The organism is Pseudidiomarina sp., assembly GCF_033722695.1.
Classification (GTDB): domain Bacteria; phylum Pseudomonadota; class Gammaproteobacteria; order Enterobacterales; family Alteromonadaceae; genus Pseudidiomarina.
Window position 1 is genome coordinate 1 of record NZ_JAWVYM010000021.1, and the last position, 15795, is coordinate 15795.

The following is a 15795-nucleotide window of genomic DNA, read 5'->3' on the forward strand; positions in this document are numbered from 1 at the left end:
AACCACCTGATCCATTCCGAACTCAGTAGTGAAACGCTTCAGCGCCGATGGTAGTGTGGGGTCTCCCCATGTGAGAGTAGGACACCGCCAGGCTTTAAATAACGAAAGCCCCTGTCAGATGACAGGGGCTTTTTTTATGTGTCTGGATTATTCGAAGTCGGGGCAGAATTTGGCTTTTAATAACTGCATAAAGGCCATAGTGTCGGGGTCGTTAATAGAATAGTAGATGGTTTGGGCTTGTTTACGAAAGGTCACCAGGCCTTGCTGCCGCAACACCGCCAGGTGCTGCGAAAACGCTGACGGACTTAACGCGAAATAGTGGTTTAACTCACCGACACTTCTCTCACCACTGGCAAGAAGGCAAAGAATCTGCAGGCGGTGTTCATTTGCCAGTGAGCGCAGAAACGCCGCTGCATTTCGCGCTTCGTGTTGTTGCATATCGGAAATAGGCAAGGTATCCATTCGACAAACCTCAATAACGCTTATTGGCCAGTTCCCGCTCGCTTTTAAGTCCGAAGACTTTGCGCATCACCATTGAGGCCGGGCAAAAGCCAGTAAATGACTGTTGAAATAAATTGGCGCCTACAAATACAGTTAACCACATAAAACCGGGATGAACCCAGACGCTCAGTGCTACCGATAATAGCACCATTAAGCCGGCAAAGGCAGTCAATGCACGTTCCACACTCATAATGAATACTCCTGATTAAAGTAAATTAAAAAGCGTATCTGACCCGCAGATACAGGTTGTTGTTATCATTAAACTGCTTAAAAAATGTTTGCCTTTGCTCACCAAAAAACAGATTCAGTCCGGTAGTGAAACTCCAGTGATCATCGAGACGATAATCAAGCGTCGGGCGCAGGTAACCATCATTCGCCGTGGGCGAATAAAAAGTGAAGAGCGATAGCGTCAGATCGGCCCCTTCATTCTGCCAGGTCAGCCTGGAGGTGAGCACTACCCGATTCTCGTCAGGTAATGGTTGTCCGGCCGGCAATTCGGCCAGCAAGCTGTCGTATTCTTGCGTATGCTCAAGATAGGCCTGAAAACCGCCAGTAAGCCGGGTCATGAGTTCCTGCTCATAGCCAACCAGAAGCCGCCATTGGTCGTTAGGTACGAAAGGCCGGTCACCGCGCGGATCGTCCAGACTGGCATGGTAAGCTGCTTCAACATTCACGATGCCGGCGGCAAAGGGTCTGCGCATTGAACCACCCCATACCCTTAGCCGGCTGAAGGTAGGTAGCTTTGCAGGAGTTAGCGCTTCAGGGCTTTTCAGGTAGCCGTCATAGCCGTAAAGCGCCCATTCGGTACCCTTTACCGTTTTAAACAGACGTATAGCGACTTCATCACCAGATGGTTGATCAACAGTCATCACCACTGAGTTGCCACCAACGGAACCAGTTAACGGATTAAAACGGGATAACCGCTCACCAGAAATATAACGATCCGCGTCGAACTTGGGAGTCCAGGCCAGATCGATATTGAACCAGTCAAAATAGGCCGATAGTTTGATCGCATCGGAAGGTGCCTTAAGGTACTCATCATCGCGCCCGCTAAAAAAGGATTGCCAGTCTTTGGGAAAGAGGTCATTAAGAAACAGGTAGTCACCGGTTCCCCAGGTCAGGATCTGGCGGCCAGCTTTGAGGTCGAGGTTGTCGAGCAGGCTAAACTGAAGGTTAAGCTCACGAATATCGGTCTGCCAGCTATTGATGACCTCATCATAGAGGGCGTCACCTTTTGCGGTAAAGGTAGCCCCCCGCCAGGTGTAATCGGTACCCAGGCGCAAGCGCAATTCGCCCAGGCTCAGGCGCGCATGATAAGGGCTCGCGCTCAGCCGACTGCCGGCAGCAGCTTCAACGAAGCCATAAATCGGTATACCAGTTGGCTCTTCGATATCCCAGCCATCTTCCCAATCGGCTTCGTCCCAGCCATTGCCCTGTGCTATCGCAACTGGAGCAAAATGCAACATTACGACTGTGAGAGTAAGTAATAACAGGCGCATGTTAGTCCTTTAGATCAAGCCACTCGGCGGGCGGATTTCGCATACTACGCTCACTAAAAATGCTATCAGGGAGGCCCAGGTCGTAGCTGATGAAGCGGAACTGCATCTCAGTCTGGCCACCGCTGATCAGATCTTTTACCCGCGAATGGATTACTGTTGGCTTGCCCGCTATTGTTTCGATGGCAACTGCTTCTACTTCGCGATAGGCCTTACCGGTGCCATCAAAGAAACGGCTTCGCACTGGCAGCATAGTGTCCTTTGCAATTTGTACTTCATAATGAGCGAACTCTACCCCGGCAGGATCCTTCGGGGTCGCTTTGAGCAGGTAATGGCTGTCGGTGGTTTCGATAAGCTCGAAATTATCAAGTTCGGTTCCGCGCCCTGACACGTCTTCATAAAAGAAATGCGAGCCCACAAATGAGGTGCGTTTATCGCCGGCAGATATGCGCTTGATCAGATCCAGTCCGGGCAGATACAGCCAGCGATCATCTTCCCGCTCGATATTTTTGGCGACCCGGAATACGGTATCGCGGACATCAGCCGGCCGGGAGAAAAATACCAGCAGATCCTGCCGACCACCGTCGCTATGATCCTTGCGCAGAATAATAAACTGCCGTAACTGATTACGCCCCTGGGCATCGGTAATAATCATCCGTGCTGCGCTACGACCATCGTTGCCGGCATAATAAGCAGCAATTTCTGCTTGCCGGGCAATCGCGTCCGCATCGCTTAGCGTTTGGGCGTTGCTAACCGGTGACAGTGCGGCGAACGTGGCAACAAAAAGAAGGGCCAGATAGTTCATAATTAAGTCTCCGTTTTAAAAATTACTCGCCGGGCCAGGGTCATAACGGCCGGCAGCATAATGAGGGTAACCAGGGCAGAGATTGCCATGATACTGGCAAGAAACACGCCCACGGTGATATATGGCACTAAGGGTGCAAACAACAACGGCGTAAAGCCGATGGCGATAATAATGGCGTTGCGGGATATCGCCCGCGCAGGCTCATCGAACATAATCACCAAGGTCTTGCGCCAGTCCCCGGTTACGGCTTGTGTAGCGCGGGCGCGCTCGATGAAGTGGATGGCAAAATCAACTGATAGGCCTAAGGTTAATGATGACAATACCGCTATAGGCATATCGTAGTCTTTGCCGATCCAGCCGATCAGACCGTAAATAAAAGTAATAGTTAAGGTCAGCGGGAGCATTGCCAGCGTGCCGAACAGCAGTGATCGGAACAGTAGCACCATCATCACAAATACCACGACAAAGGCACTAAGCAGGCTCATCAGCATGCCTTCGACCATCGCCTCCTGCCAAACCACATTGAGATAGGCCTTACCGGCCCAGTTCATAGTTACGGCATCGGGTAGGGGGTGCTGCTCTACATAACCAGCAACGGCCTCGGTTACTGCGGTCATATGCTGATTATCACCACTGGTTAACTGTAGCCAGATGAGGGACTGTTGATAATCGGGAGTGACAAAATGCCATAAATCCTGCGGACGATGGGATGACTGATATTGCAGTAGCACCTGCGCGACGCCCCTGGCGTTGTCTGGAATCTGGTAATCGACCGGATCGCCCGAGCGCAGTTCGCGGTTAACGGTTTTGACCACATCTGCCAGGCTGTTGGACTTACCAATGAGACCGGTCTCCAGTAAGTAAACCTGCAAGTCGCTGATATAGGATAGTACCGCTGGCGAGGTAAAGGTTTTGCTGCGGCTACTCAGTTGTTCCGCGGTGTCCATCAGTTGGCCCAGGGCGTCGGCCTCAGCGCCCGATAGCTCGAACAGTTTGTCCTCAAGGTTCCAGGTGAAGGTCCCGGCATCCATACCATTAGAAAGTTCACTGTGCTGTGATGCCAGCCACTCGCGGGTTGCCGTAGTCAGTGACGAATGATCAAGCTGGGTCTTCACAGCCTCGATTAGTCGTTGTCGGGGGTCGGCCTCTGACTGCAACACCAGGTATGCATCGTAGGTACCCGCAAAATGCTGATTCAGTACCCTATCGGCAACCCGTATTTCATGGCCTTCTTTAAACCAGCGGATGGGGTTGTCATTAATTCTGATTTGCTGGATACCGACCACAGAGACAGCAAATATCGCGATAAAGGCTGCTACCCAGAATTTAGCATGCCTACCGGCGATGCGACCCAGGCCCTGTATTGCCCGTACGAAAACACTGGTGGCTGCTCCGGCAGTACCGTTAGTGCTGGCAAGACGCTCCAGCGTTGAGGGCTTCAGTGCACTGATGTAGGCCGGAACAAAAACCACCGTAATCACAAAGGCCAACAGAATACCAAAGCCCACGAAAGCACCGAAAATCTGCACCGGTGGAATAGGTGTCAGTAATAGCGAGAAGAAGCCAATCGCCGACGTCACCGACGTGAACAGCATGGGTTGAAACAGATGAGCCATGACCTCATCGAGGGTTTTTCGGACATCATCACCGGACTTATGCCGGTCTGAAAATTCCGACAGAATATGGACCGAGTCGACGACCGCGATCGGCATCAGAAAGATAGCGATCATCGATGACATAATATGCACGGTAAAGCCAAGCCCAATCAGCAAACCCATGGTTATCAGCACGGTCGCCACCGCCACAATCATGGCGGCGGTTATGAAAGGCACGTTGCGGAAGAACAGGTAGAGCAGGATGAAGATCACCAGCCCGGCCAGCGGCGCGGAAATGCCCATTTGCACAAACATCTCATAGCCGAATTGATCTTCGGCTACCGGTAAGCCGGTAATATGCCAGTCATCGTCAGAATCCAGACTACTGATGTGCGAGCGAATTTGTTCCGCCAGCTGATAACTCTGGTTTTTATCCTTTATCGGAACATAAATAGCGGCGGCCTGACCGCTGTCTGCCACTATGGTGTTGTAGAGCAATGGCAGATCAGCAACTTGTTCACCGATCTCCCGGGCCTTGGCAAGGGTAGCTGGTGGTGTTTTCATCATCCATTCAAAGCGTACCGTGCCCGGCTCAGACTGGGTAATGTTGTCTACGTTTGCAAGTGACATCAGATCAGCCGCGATAACGCCATCAAGCTGTTCACTGAAACGCGCGACTGAGTGTAAATCAGTAAGTGTAGCAGGCGTGTAGATGGATTCTTTGCTGACCACGCCGACAACGATCATATCGTGCATGGCAAAGGTTTCTTTGGCGGTATTATGGAATACTCGCATAGGGTGATCTGCCGGCAACATATTTTCCGGATCCGTATCAATGGTAATGCGTGGCAACTGGCTGACCATCAACAGCGTAATGACAGCAAGTCCCCAAAACACCCAGCGCCGATAACGTGTCGCTACTGTTAGTAACAAATGAACCATGCAAGACTCTCCGAGTATTTCGATACTCTCTAATTTAGCAATATACGAATAATAGAGCAGCGAACACGTTTTGTCCAGCTTACTTCGCTTTTAGCTAAAGTTGTCAAACGACTTCGTCAAACTCACCACTGTTTAGGTTCTATCGCCGCTCATCTGGACGTCCGAAATAGGGATTAAATAAATAATGCGATTTAAATCAATGTGTTATGGTTTTTGTTTGCTCTTGGCACAATTATTGAATGATAAATAAAGACAAGTCATTTTTCTGGAGTTAAACCAATGAGATCAAAATCGAGTTCAAGCTTCTGGTGGATAGTTGCTGCAATAGCTCTGCTGTTTATTTTCGGTGACGAAATTCTGGGCCTGATAGCGGGCCTATTTGCCATGTTGCTGGCTATAGGTATCACCGGCATCGTCGTTATCGCGGTGGTTGCCGGCGCTTTTGCCCTGGTACTAATGATTGGCGGCAGTGTTGCGCTGGCAATGATGGCGGCGGTCTTCGCACTGGCGGTGGTGTTGTTTAGCTGGCTGTGGCCGTTCCTGTTATTGGCCGCAATTATTTATCTGATGGTGCGCAAACGTCCTAAAGCTGTGTAAACTGTCACTACGGTGAATTTTTACAAGGCCCGAACACAATGCGTAACGGAGTTATCAGTCTGTTCCTGACGCTGCTGCTGATCAGCAGCGTGCAGGCAGCAGACATTGAAGTAAGTAATGCATGGGTGAAAGAAACAATCCCTGGTACTGAAAACGGTGCTGGCTATTTTACCCTGACCAATCAAAGTAATAAGCCTGCGATTTTGATCGGGGCAAAGACCGATGCCGCCCGTGCAGTTGAAGTGCATCAGCATGTTCTCACTGAGGGGATGATGCGCATGCGCAGGGTCCCTGAGCTGACCATTGCAGGCGGGCAGACCATAGTATTCCAGCCAGGTGGCTATCATCTGATGATCTTTGGTGTAAAATCGCCGTTTGTGATCGGTGGTCAGGTGGAGTTTTCCCTGCACTTTGCCGATGGTGACCAGGTCAGCATACAGGCTGATGTCCGCGCCATTCATTAACAGGAAGCGATACTTATGAAACCTATGTTCTCATTCATTCTGGCAGGTGCCCTAATGATACCTGCTGCTGCCAGCGCTGATACGATCTTTGGCATCTATGCCGGCGGACAGTACTGGAATACCGATAACTCAGGAAGCTTTGGCGATTCGACTCAGCGGCAGGCTTTCGCGTTTGATGAGGAGCAGCACAGTAGCTTTTACGTGGCCCTGGAACATCCAATTCCGCTGGTCCCGAATATTAAAATCCGTCAGAACAGCCTGGATGTATACGGTGATATCAGCCTGACTCAGGATTTCAGTTTTGGCGGTGCGACTTTCCCTGCCGGTACAGCGGTCAACAGTATGGTCGACCTGTCGCATACCGACTACACCTTTTACTATGAAATTTTTGATAATGACCTGTTGTCCGTTGATCTGGGGCTGACGGCAAAACGCGTCGACGGCGCGCTGGCAGTTCGGGATGCGACCCGTTCTGGTAGCATGTCCAGTGACGGTTGGGTACCCACAGCTTATGGCCATGTGCGGGTCGGCATTCCGGCTACGGATCTGACGCTTTATGGGATGGCGAATGCCGTCAGCGTTGATGACAGCGCTATTCGTGATATTGAAGCGGGAGTTGAATACCGGTTAATCGAAAACCTGGCAGTGGATTTAAATCTACAGTTTGGTTACCGGGATATCACCATCGAGCTGGATGATCTCGATGGTGTTTATTCTGATCTGAGCTTTAAAGGCCCTTATTTAGGCCTCGAAATACGCTTCTAAGCGCTTTTCTTAGTAGTAAGGCGTAACCGTGGCGGCTGTCAGCTGATAGCCGACCACGGCGACCTCGCCTTCCGCCCGTTCCACATGCATAGTTCCTTCAACCCATACCGCATCGAAGGTATCTTCGTATTTCACGCCTTCCGGAAACTTCACCAGAATAATCTGATTCGGTGGCGGTGGCGGCACATGTACGCAAGCGCCGAAATAAGGCACCAGCAAAAATTCGGTTACGCGCTCGGCGTCACCTTCCAGTTGTACCACATAACCCGGTATCTTCACTTTTTTGCCATCCAGGCTCTCGACGACAGGTGCATCAAGCTCCGGTTGGTTGGCCAGCTCAGGGTTTGCTTCGTAAAACGCCTGACTGCGCACTGGTGGCGGCTCATAACCTTCAGGGACCAGCTCCTTCCAGGTGGTATTCACATAGTCTGCGGCGCTCAGGGGCGCACTGAAGGCAAGTAAAGACGCAATAATAAGGGTACTAATTAACTTCATAATTTTACCGAAAGTCCATCCGCCAGCGCATTACGATAGGCGCGCCAGGCTGGAAACAGGCTGAGAAGAGCGGCAGCAATCAAAATAGCTGCCATGAGATACCATTCGTTGACGGTTATTGCCGAGGCGCTCAGCGTGATGCCAAGCATGTCCTGAATAAGATTACCGCCCAGAACGATAATCAGATACAACAGCCCAACGCCAATGGCGATACCAAACAGGGTTAATAATAGTGCTTCACTGATTAACAAACCAAAAATTGTCCCCGGTCCAGCGCCTACAGAACGTAAGACCGCCATTTCGCGGCGGCGTTCCCGTAAGCTGGCCAACAAGGTGGTAAGCATTCCCAGTAAGCCGGTAGCTACCACCAATACTGAAATCGCCAGCAACGCCTGTTCAAGCAGCCGCAGGGTTTTCCAGAACTCTTGCAAGGCCATGCCCGGCATAATAGCGGTCAGTGGTTCGCCCTTGTAGGTATTAATCTGTCGCTGTAAGCGCAAGGCCAGCGGTTTACTTTCAAGCCCGAGCAGCACCGCACTAAGGGTATAGACCGGAGGTTCATCAGCCTCGTCGTGCCCATGCCCATGCCCATGATCATGGTCGGTGTGTTCATCCGGCCTGATATATTCCCCGTGGACCAGGCCGAGGCCAGCCAGAGGGATATAGACAGCTACATCTGTTGGCGTACCTGTGCGTTGCAACACGCCGCTGACTACAAAGGGGTGTGCGTCATGCGCTTTGAAACTGAGTCCGCCGCTGCCGTGCGAAACCACCAGCTCATCGCCGCTGGTCAGGCCGAGCTTCTCCGCCACTTCCGCGCCAAGCACCGCCTGGGTTTCGTCAGCAAAAGGCTGACCGCTGGTTAGGTTTAGCGGTTGCTTATCGCCATAGCGAAAATGCTCGAAAAAATCCGTGGTGGTCGCGACCACCGGAAAGCCCCGGACACTATCACCTAAAGCCAGCGGGATATGCCAGGCCACGCCGGGCAGCTGCGTTAATTCAGTGTAGGAATCCCAGCTCAGGGTGTTATTCAGCGCGCCGATATGGAAAACGCTGCTTAATAACAGCTGGGTGGATCCGGTGCGCGGGCCGACAATCAGGTCGGTACCTGAAATGGTATTAGCGAAATTATCCTTGGTTTGCTCACGCACTCGCTCAACGCCAAGCAACAATACCACACTGATAGAGATTGCCAGTACCGTAAGCCAGGCACTGGCCCGGCGATTCCAGAGGCTGGCAAAGGCTAGCTTAATCATCATTCGCCTCCACCGCCTGATTCAGTCGGGTTAATTCTATGGTGCGCGGGAAATGCCGATCCAGGGTTGCATCATGGCTGACAAACAGCAGGGTGGTATTTTGCTGCTGACATTCGGCAAAGAGCAACTTAACGAACTCGTCACGATGGGCTTCATCCAGGGCCGAGGTTGGTTCATCGGCGATAATCAGAGCCGGTGAACCTAGCAAGGCTCGCGCTGCCGCAACCCGTTGCTGTTGGCCAACGCTAAGCTGATGTGCCGGTTGCTGATGCTGTGCTCGGGTCAGACCCAGGTGGTCCAAAAGTTGACCGGCAGCCGCTTCGCGATTCGTATGTTGTTGTTGCAGACGGCGCCGACGGGCGGGGGCGAACTGACAGGATAACATCACATTATCAAGCGCTGATAAGTAGGGCAGCAGGTTAAATTGCTGAAAAATGTAACCAATTTCATTGGCGCGCAGCCGATCGCGGGCTGACTGGCCGAGCTTGCCGAGGTCGTGGCCCATAACGTCAAGTTGACCGGGGGATGGCGGATGAATTCCGGCAATAAGGCTCAACAAGGTCGATTTACCGCTGCCGCTGGGGCCGCGCAATAAAACGCGCTCGCCTTTATCAATAGCGAGTTTTGGGATCTGGAGCAGGGGAGTCTGGGCTCCAGGCCAACTGAAGCTTAAATGGTTCAGTGTGATACAGGAGCCCATAGTTTTATAACTTACTTGGTTTGTGCGCGTTCGAATGACGACACGATTTCAGCTTTGGCATCAGCAATATCGCCCCAGCCTTCAACTTTAACCCACTTGCCTTTTTCGAGTTCTTTATAGCGCTCAAAAAAGTGTGAGATCTGGGCTTTGAGTAACTCAGGCAGATCGCCAATATCCTTAATGTGATCGTACTCTTTGGTCAGCTTACTGACTGGCACGGCGATAACTTTGGCATCCTCGCCTTTCTCATCAGACATTTTCAGTACGCCAATCGGGCGGCAGGTAATAACGGAGCCGGCCTGAAGCGGATAGGGCGTAGGCACCAGCACGTCGACCGGGTCACCGTCTAAGGACAACGTGTCGTTTACATAACCGTAGTTGCACGGGTAGAACATTGGCGTAGACATAAAACGGTCAACCCAAAGGGCGCCGGTCTCTTTATCCACTTCGTACTTGATTGGATCCGCGTTGGCCGGGATCTCAATGATGACGTTTACTTCTTCTGGCAGGTTTTTTCCGGCCCCAACGTTGTTTAAGCTCATGGCTAGTCCTATTAATAAATGTCTGATATTAAAAACTGTGTCGTATTATACGGCTCACATGCTTGATTGCGAACCCTCTAAGTAATCTAAACAGGTCGAAACTTCATCAGCCGAGCCCAGAATAACGCCCACCCGCTGATGAATGTCATCAGGTGTAATATCCAGAATGCGTTGTTCGCCGGTATGGGCTTTACCGCCGGCTTGTTCAACCAACCAGGCCATGGGGCTGGCTTCATACAATAATCGTAATTTATATGGCTTATCCGCTTTGCGGGCATCCCATGGATAAGCGAACAGACCACCACGGCACAGGACCCGGTGCACATCGGCAACCATCGCGGCTACCCAGCGCATATTAAAGTTACGCCCACGGGGGCCTTCAGTACCGAGTAGTAAGTCATCGATATAGCTACGCATGGCTGGCTGCCAGTGGCGATGATTGGACATATTGATAGCGAATTCTGAGGTCTGGCGCGGAATCTCGACGTCAGTATCGGTCAGCAGGAACTCACCTACTTTCATATCCAGAGTAAACACCCGTACGCCACGACCGGTGGTAAATACCAGCATGGTAGAGGGCCCGTACAGGATATAACCAGCGGCGGCCTGCCTGCTGCCGGGTTGCAGGAACATGTCGGGTTCACCGCTATTGTTGTCCGGTGTTGGCAACACCGAAAAAATCGTGCCAACCAGGCTATTAATATCGATATTTGAACTGCCATCAAGCGGGTCAAAGGCAACCAGATATTTGCCCTCATCAAAGCCCGTGACTATGCCGTCTTCTTCTTCTGAGGCGACCGCGCGGATATGCTTGCATTCCAGCAGAATATCTTTCAGTAACTGATTCGCGAGAACATCCAGATGCTTCTGGGTTTCGCCCTGAATGTTCTCATCAAGGGTTGAACCCAGCACGCCCGCGAGCTCGCCCTGGTGCACCCGGAACGAAATCTCTTTGGCGCAAATTTGCAGGGTATTGATGACAGAAATCAGAGCTTCGTCGACCTGGTCGCGGCGTAAGGTCGGAATAAGGCGTTGCATGAAGTCCTCGCAGTTAGAATAGTTCAGTGAACCGTAAATAGAATGGGCGTAAGTTTACCGCAATTTTAGCCAAAATGCCTGCCTCGGATCTCGCCCTTAATCGACCACATGCTACACTAAGCCAATTTTTCCGTATTGAGACAGCTAAATGCATATTCATATCCTCGGCATATGCGGTACTTTTATGGGTGGCATTGCCGCTTTAGCAAAGTCATTGGGCCATCAGGTAACCGGTAGCGATGCGCAGGTTTACCCACCGATGAGCGATCAATTGCGGGCGCTCGGGATTGAGCTAATCGAAGGCTATGAGCCGGCGCAATTAACGCCGTGTCCGGATCTGGTGATTATTGGTAATGCTATGAGTCGTGGAAATCCCGCGGTGGAAGCGGTGCTTAATCAGCGCATCCCATATTGCTCGGGTGCCCAGTGGCTGCACGATGCTTTATTACAGCATAAGTGGGTGCTGGCAGTAGCAGGTACTCATGGCAAAACGACAACCTCAAGCATGCTGACCTGGCTGCTTGAGTACGCAGGATTAAAGCCAGGCTTCCTGGTTGGCGGAGTGCTTGCTAATTTTGACGCTTCAGCGCGCCTGGGTGACAGTGATTTTTTCGTTATTGAAGCGGATGAATATGACACGGCTTTTTTCGATAAGCGCTCCAAGTTTGTGCATTACTGCCCCTCGACCCTGATAATCAATAATCTTGAGTTCGATCATGCTGATATCTTCAGTGATCTTGCTGCTATCCAGCGGCAATTTCATTATCTGATTCGGGTTGTCCCAGGCTATGGACGGGTGTTGTATCCGCCCACCGACGAGGCTGTCGCCGAGGTAATTAGTCAGGGCTGCTGGAGTGAACAGATGGCGGTGGGCGATGGTGGGCAGTGGCAAGCGGAACTGATTAAGCCCGATGGTAGTGTTTTCCGGGTTCTTCATCAGGGGCAACAGGTTGGTGAGGTCAGTTGGTCACTGATCGGACAACATAATGTCGATAATGCGCTGATGGCGATAGCCGCGGCCCATCATGTCGGTGTCACCGCCGCGACAAGCTGCGCCGCTCTGGGTGAATTTAAAAATACCCGCCGGCGAATGGAGCTGTGCGGTGAGGTGCGGGGCGTCCGGGTTTATGATGATTTTGCGCATCACCCGACGGCAATTGCCACGACGCTTGCGGGCCTGCGGGCTAAGGTTGGTTCGGAGCGTATTATCGCGGTACTCGAACCGCGCTCCAATACCATGAAGCTTGGCGTTCATACTCAGCAGTTGCAATCTTCACTTGCGGCTGCTGATGAGATTATTGTGCTGGAACCGGCTGGGTTACAATGGTCGGTCGCTGAGGCATTGCCGACGGCTGAAACAGCAGCTAGCGTCGAGCAGATTCTGCAGCGGCTAACTGAAATCGCTCAGCCAGGCGACCATATACTGATCATGAGTAACGGCGGCTTTGGTGCTATTCACCAACGGCTGCTGACCCAATTGCAGGAATAAATTCTATGACGGTTAACGCAAATACAGCGATAACGCTGGCCATTACCGGCGCCTCCGGCGCCCCTTATGCCCTGCGTCTTTTAGAGTTATTGCTGGCACAACGCCAACAGGTCCATGTGTTAGTGTCCAGTGCCGCCCGCGTCGTTTTTGCCACCGAGGTTAACTGGCAATTACCGGCTGCACCACAGGCCATGGGGGATGCCCTGCGCGAACACTTTGGTGTGAGCGCTGAGCAACTGCAGGTTTACGGTAAAGAACAATGGTTTTCGCCGGTGGCCTCAGGTTCAGCCGCACCCAAACGCATGGTAGTATGTCCCTGTTCAACCGGTACGCTTGCAGCGATTGCCCAGGGTGCCAGTGACAACCTGATCGAGCGGGCCGCCGATGTCGTGCTCAAAGAGCGCGGCCAACTGATTCTGGTCCCCCGCGAGACGCCATTTTCCGCAATACACCTGGAAAATATGCTCAAGCTGTCGCGATTAGGCGTCACCATCATGCCGGCAGCCCCCGGCTTTTATCATCAGCCACAGAGCATCGACGATTTAGTCGATTTTGTGGTGGCCCGTATACTGGACCACCTTGGCCTGGAACAAAAGATCCAGCCAAAGTGGGGTTATGGCGAGGAGTAGTCTGAAACTATGAAAGCATTATCTATCCGTGGTTTAAGCAAAGTCTATAAAGGCGGCGTTGAAGCATTAAAGAGTATCGACCTGGATGTCGAAGAAGGGGACTTTTTTGCCCTGCTAGGCCCGAATGGCGCCGGTAAATCGACCACCATTGGTATAATCGCTTCGTTGATTAATAAAACTGAAGGCGAGGTCAAAGTATTTGGCTATGATCTCGATACCCAACTGGTGGAGCTAAAACGGCAAATTGGCCTGGTCCCCCAGGAGTTTAACTTTAACCAGTTTGAAACCGTGCGGCAGATTGTCGTGAATCAGGCTGGTTACTACGGCGTCCATCGCTCTCTGGCTAATGAACGGGCGGAAAAGTACCTGAAGCAGCTGGGCTTATGGGATAAGCGCAATGAACCAGCCCGAAGCTTGTCCGGTGGTATGAAACGCCGACTGATGATTGCCCGCGCTTTATTACATCAACCAAAACTGTTGATTCTGGATGAACCGACCGCCGGCGTTGATATCGAGTTGCGCCGCAGTATGTGGGGCTATCTGGAAGATATTAACCGCGAAGGCATTACCATTATCCTGACCACCCATTATCTGGAAGAGGCCGAGAGCCTGTGCCGGAATGTGGCGATTATCGACAATGGTGTGATTATTAAAAACACCTCAATTAAACGGCTGCTGACCACCCTGAACATGGAAACCTTTGTTCTGGACATCGAACCTGCAGAAGGCGAGGAGCTGGGTGAGATAGATCTCGGCGAGTTTAACTGGCGGCAGGCTGATGAACAAAGCATCGAAGTGGATGTGCAAAAGAGCCAGGGCCTCAATAAAGTATTTGAACAGCTCAGCAAGCAGGGCGTAAAAGTATTGTCAATGCGCAACAAAGCGAACCGCCTGGAAGAATTATTCGTCGACCTGGTCGAGCAAGGTCGTCAACCGAAACAGAAACAGACAGGATCCTGACATGGCATCATCGTTTAATTTAGTTGCATTACAGACTATCTGGATTAAGGAATGCACCCGCTTTTTGCGGATATGGATACAAACTTTAGTGCCGCCGGCGATTACCATGACGCTGTACTTTGTCATTTTCGGTAGTATCGTCGGTGAGCGCATCGGTGAGATGGGCGGTCGCCCGTACATGGAATTCATTGTGCCCGGCCTGATTATGATGTCGGTGATTACCAATTCCTATTCGAATGTGGCGTCATCATTTTTCAGCGCCAAATTTCAGCGCAATATTGAAGAGATGCTGGTGGCGCCGGTTTCCACGACTGTCATCATTATCGGTTATATTGGCGGTGGTCTGGCACGCGCCCTGATCGTGGCGGTTATCGTCACCCTGGTGTCGTTTTTGTTTGTTGATAACGTGCAAATCCACAATGCCGGTATTCTGGTACTTACTGTGGTGCTCACCTCGACCTTGTTTTCGCTGGCTGGGCTAATCAATGGTATTCACGCCAAGACTTTCGATGATATCTCGATTGTGCCAACGTTTATCCTGACCCCGCTGACCTATTTAGGCGGCGTGTTTTTCAGTATCAGCCTGCTACCCGGTATATGGTCGACGGTAGCCCAGGCCAATCCGGTGCTCTACATGGTCAACGCCTTCCGTTATGGTTTTCTGGGCATATCCGATGTCGCTCTGAGTACCTCGTTGAGCGTAATTATTGGCTTTAATATCGTGTTCTTCGCGCTGGCCTATATTCTGCTGGAACGTGGTGTAGGTATTCGTTCGTGAAGGCAGAGTCTCGTGCAGTAACAACCAATCAGCATGGCAATCACGACGATTTAGTTGCGGTGGTGATGCGGCATTTGCGCTCACCGTTCCGTAAACCCATTCAGGAGCACAATCGTGAAGCCTTTCAGCAGGCTCAGCAACTGGTAGCCGACTGGGACGGCCCGTTGATTCTCGATTCGTGCTGCGGCGTGGGTGAAAGTACTGCCTGGCTCGCCGCCAAAAACCCGGGCGCTTTGGTTATAGGTGTTGATAAATCAGCCCATCGCTTGTCCCGGCATGCCCATTATGAGCACGCTGAGGCCGGCCAGCGCTATCTGCTGGTAAGGGCCGATTTGCATGACTTCTGGCGGCTGGCGCTGGACGCTCACTGGCATCTGAGCCAACATTATATTTTATACCCAAACCCCTGGCCGAAAGCTGCGCATCTTTCGCGGCGCTGGCATGGTGGTCCGGTGTGGCCCTATGTGATTGGTTTAGGCGGCGAACTGGTGATGCGTTCGAACTGGCCGATTTATCTGACCGAAGTGGCCAGTAGCCTGGCGCTGGTGAACTGCTCGGCTAATCTTCATCCACTGCTGGCCAGCCACGAGCCGATTACGCCATTTGAGCGCAAGTACCAGCACAGTGGCCAGCAACTGTGGGAGTTGCGCGCGCGGTTGCCTGAAGATGGTCGCTATTTTTCCGCGATCGAGGCAGAATAGATCCCCCCTACAGGGGCGGATAGATTTCAGGAACAGAATAAG

At 51.8% G+C, this 15795-nt stretch carries 18 protein-coding genes and 1 rRNA gene; 9 read left to right on the top strand and 10 right to left on the bottom strand.

Features of this window, described 5'->3' with window-relative positions; all coding sequences use genetic code 11:
* A 5S ribosomal RNA gene (gene rrf / locus R3196_RS08205) occupies positions 1-93 on the top strand; the annotation flags it as partial.
* A 54-nt stretch (positions 94-147) separates the two neighbouring features.
* On the opposite strand, the gene R3196_RS08210 is transcribed toward rrf, so the two are convergent.
* Genes R3196_RS08210 through R3196_RS08230 form a run of 5 tightly spaced genes read right to left on the bottom strand, consistent with a single transcriptional unit; the run spans position 148 to position 5339 of the window.
* Positions 148-462, bottom strand: coding sequence for a metalloregulator ArsR/SmtB family transcription factor (locus R3196_RS08210; protein WP_318936288.1), 315 nt, complete (start codon positions 460-462; stop codon positions 148-150).
* A gap of 10 nt (positions 463-472) precedes the next feature.
* Positions 473-691, bottom strand: coding sequence for a DUF2892 domain-containing protein (locus tag R3196_RS08215; protein WP_318936289.1), 219 nt, complete (start codon positions 689-691; stop codon positions 473-475).
* 25 nt (positions 692-716) lie between these two features.
* Positions 717-2000 (bottom strand): hypothetical protein, encoded by a 1284-nt coding sequence (locus tag R3196_RS08220; protein ID WP_318936290.1) that lies wholly within the window; start codon positions 1998-2000, stop codon positions 717-719.
* 1 nt (position 2001) lies between these two features.
* A complete protein-coding gene (locus R3196_RS08225; RefSeq protein WP_318936291.1) occupies positions 2002-2802 on the bottom strand; it encodes an outer membrane lipoprotein-sorting protein in 801 nt (266 codons plus the stop codon).
* A 2-nt stretch (positions 2803-2804) separates the two neighbouring features.
* Entirely contained in the window at positions 2805-5339 is a 2535-nt protein-coding gene (locus R3196_RS08230; protein WP_318936292.1) for an efflux RND transporter permease subunit, read from the bottom strand.
* A gap of 279 nt (positions 5340-5618) precedes the next feature.
* On the opposite strand from R3196_RS08230, the gene R3196_RS08235 reads away from it, so the two are divergent.
* The 3 genes from R3196_RS08235 to R3196_RS08245 are packed head-to-tail and all read left to right on the top strand — an operon-like array spanning position 5619 to position 7165.
* On the top strand, positions 5619-5936 hold the full coding sequence (locus tag R3196_RS08235) for a hypothetical protein (protein WP_318936293.1): 318 nt from the start codon (positions 5619-5621) through the stop codon (positions 5934-5936).
* A 38-nt stretch (positions 5937-5974) separates the two neighbouring features.
* On the top strand, positions 5975-6400 hold the full coding sequence (locus R3196_RS08240; RefSeq protein ID WP_318936294.1) for a copper chaperone PCu(A)C: 426 nt from the start codon (positions 5975-5977) through the stop codon (positions 6398-6400).
* 15 nt (positions 6401-6415) lie between these two features.
* Positions 6416-7165 (top strand): TIGR04219 family outer membrane beta-barrel protein, encoded by a 750-nt coding sequence (locus R3196_RS08245; protein ID WP_318936295.1) that lies wholly within the window; start codon positions 6416-6418, stop codon positions 7163-7165.
* A gap of 9 nt (positions 7166-7174) precedes the next feature.
* Here the strand turns inward: R3196_RS08245 and R3196_RS08250 are convergent, their stop codons facing one another.
* Genes R3196_RS08250 through R3196_RS08270 form a run of 5 tightly spaced genes read right to left on the bottom strand, consistent with a single transcriptional unit; the run spans position 7175 to position 11196 of the window.
* Entirely contained in the window at positions 7175-7660 is a 486-nt protein-coding gene (locus R3196_RS08250) for a DUF3299 domain-containing protein (protein ID WP_318936296.1), read from the bottom strand.
* Positions 7657-8919, bottom strand: coding sequence for an ABC transporter permease (locus R3196_RS08255; protein WP_318936297.1), 1263 nt, complete (start codon positions 8917-8919; stop codon positions 7657-7659). Before R3196_RS08255 ends, R3196_RS08250 begins: the two co-directional genes overlap by 4 nt.
* Positions 8909-9616, bottom strand: coding sequence for an ABC transporter ATP-binding protein (locus tag R3196_RS08260; RefSeq protein WP_318936298.1), 708 nt, complete (start codon positions 9614-9616; stop codon positions 8909-8911). The genes R3196_RS08255 and R3196_RS08260 overlap by 11 nt, the downstream gene beginning before the upstream one ends.
* Positions 9617-9627: 11 nt before the next feature.
* A complete protein-coding gene (ppa, locus tag R3196_RS08265; protein ID WP_318936299.1) occupies positions 9628-10158 on the bottom strand; it encodes an inorganic diphosphatase in 531 nt (176 codons plus the stop codon).
* Positions 10159-10212: 54 nt separating this feature from the next.
* Positions 10213-11196: a class 1 fructose-bisphosphatase gene (locus tag R3196_RS08270; RefSeq protein WP_318936300.1), complete on the bottom strand. Its 984-nt coding sequence runs from the start codon at positions 11194-11196 to the stop codon at positions 10213-10215.
* 148 nt (positions 11197-11344) lie between these two features.
* On the opposite strand from R3196_RS08270, the gene mpl reads away from it, so the two are divergent.
* Genes mpl through trmB form a run of 5 tightly spaced genes read left to right on the top strand, consistent with a single transcriptional unit; the run spans position 11345 to position 15753 of the window.
* Positions 11345-12685, top strand: coding sequence for a UDP-N-acetylmuramate:L-alanyl-gamma-D-glutamyl-meso-diaminopimelate ligase (gene mpl, locus R3196_RS08275; protein ID WP_318936301.1), 1341 nt, complete (start codon positions 11345-11347; stop codon positions 12683-12685).
* Between the two features lie 5 nt (positions 12686-12690).
* Entirely contained in the window at positions 12691-13314 is a 624-nt protein-coding gene (locus tag R3196_RS08280) for a flavin prenyltransferase UbiX (RefSeq protein WP_318936302.1), read from the top strand.
* A gap of 9 nt (positions 13315-13323) precedes the next feature.
* Positions 13324-14274, top strand: a complete 951-nt coding sequence (locus tag R3196_RS08285) for an ABC transporter ATP-binding protein (RefSeq protein ID WP_318936303.1) — start codon at positions 13324-13326, stop codon at positions 14272-14274.
* A gap of 1 nt (position 14275) precedes the next feature.
* Positions 14276-15052, top strand: a complete 777-nt coding sequence (locus R3196_RS08290) for an ABC transporter permease (RefSeq protein WP_318936304.1) — start codon at positions 14276-14278, stop codon at positions 15050-15052.
* Positions 15049-15753: an SAM-dependent methyltransferase gene (trmB, locus tag R3196_RS08295; RefSeq protein WP_318936305.1), complete on the top strand. Its 705-nt coding sequence runs from the start codon at positions 15049-15051 to the stop codon at positions 15751-15753. Before R3196_RS08290 ends, trmB begins: the two co-directional genes overlap by 4 nt.
* Positions 15754-15795: the final 42 nt, after the last annotated feature.

What these genes read in the sequence shown, in the direction of transcription:
- R3196_RS08210 (WP_318936288.1), bottom strand. Translation starts at nt 462, where the DNA reads ATGGATACCTTGCCTATTTCCGATATGCAACAACACGAAGCGCGAAAT.
- R3196_RS08215 (WP_318936289.1), bottom strand. Translation starts at nt 691, where the DNA reads ATGAGTGTGGAACGTGCATTGACTGCCTTTGCCGGCTTAATGGTGCTA.
- R3196_RS08285 (WP_318936303.1), top strand. Translation starts at nt 13,324, where the DNA reads ATGAAAGCATTATCTATCCGTGGTTTAAGCAAAGTCTATAAAGGCGGC.
- R3196_RS08245 (WP_318936295.1), top strand. Translation starts at nt 6,416, where the DNA reads ATGAAACCTATGTTCTCATTCATTCTGGCAGGTGCCCTAATGATACCT.
- R3196_RS08230 (WP_318936292.1), bottom strand. Translation starts at nt 5,339, where the DNA reads ATGGTTCATTTGTTACTAACAGTAGCGACACGTTATCGGCGCTGGGTG.
- R3196_RS08220 (WP_318936290.1), bottom strand. Translation starts at nt 2,000, where the DNA reads ATGCGCCTGTTATTACTTACTCTCACAGTCGTAATGTTGCATTTTGCT.
- R3196_RS08250 (WP_318936296.1), bottom strand. Translation starts at nt 7,660, where the DNA reads ATGAAGTTAATTAGTACCCTTATTATTGCGTCTTTACTTGCCTTCAGT.
- R3196_RS08255 (WP_318936297.1), bottom strand. Translation starts at nt 8,919, where the DNA reads ATGATGATTAAGCTAGCCTTTGCCAGCCTCTGGAATCGCCGGGCCAGT.
- R3196_RS08270 (WP_318936300.1), bottom strand. Translation starts at nt 11,196, where the DNA reads ATGCAACGCCTTATTCCGACCTTACGCCGCGACCAGGTCGACGAAGCT.
- mpl (WP_318936301.1), top strand. Translation starts at nt 11,345, where the DNA reads ATGCATATTCATATCCTCGGCATATGCGGTACTTTTATGGGTGGCATT.
- R3196_RS08240 (WP_318936294.1), top strand. Translation starts at nt 5,975, where the DNA reads ATGCGTAACGGAGTTATCAGTCTGTTCCTGACGCTGCTGCTGATCAGC.
- R3196_RS08225 (WP_318936291.1), bottom strand. Translation starts at nt 2,802, where the DNA reads ATGAACTATCTGGCCCTTCTTTTTGTTGCCACGTTCGCCGCACTGTCA.
- R3196_RS08280 (WP_318936302.1), top strand. Translation starts at nt 12,691, where the DNA reads ATGACGGTTAACGCAAATACAGCGATAACGCTGGCCATTACCGGCGCC.
- R3196_RS08290 (WP_318936304.1), top strand. Translation starts at nt 14,276, where the DNA reads ATGGCATCATCGTTTAATTTAGTTGCATTACAGACTATCTGGATTAAG.
- R3196_RS08235 (WP_318936293.1), top strand. Translation starts at nt 5,619, where the DNA reads ATGAGATCAAAATCGAGTTCAAGCTTCTGGTGGATAGTTGCTGCAATA.
- R3196_RS08260 (WP_318936298.1), bottom strand. Translation starts at nt 9,616, where the DNA reads ATGGGCTCCTGTATCACACTGAACCATTTAAGCTTCAGTTGGCCTGGA.
- ppa (WP_318936299.1), bottom strand. Translation starts at nt 10,158, where the DNA reads ATGAGCTTAAACAACGTTGGGGCCGGAAAAAACCTGCCAGAAGAAGTA.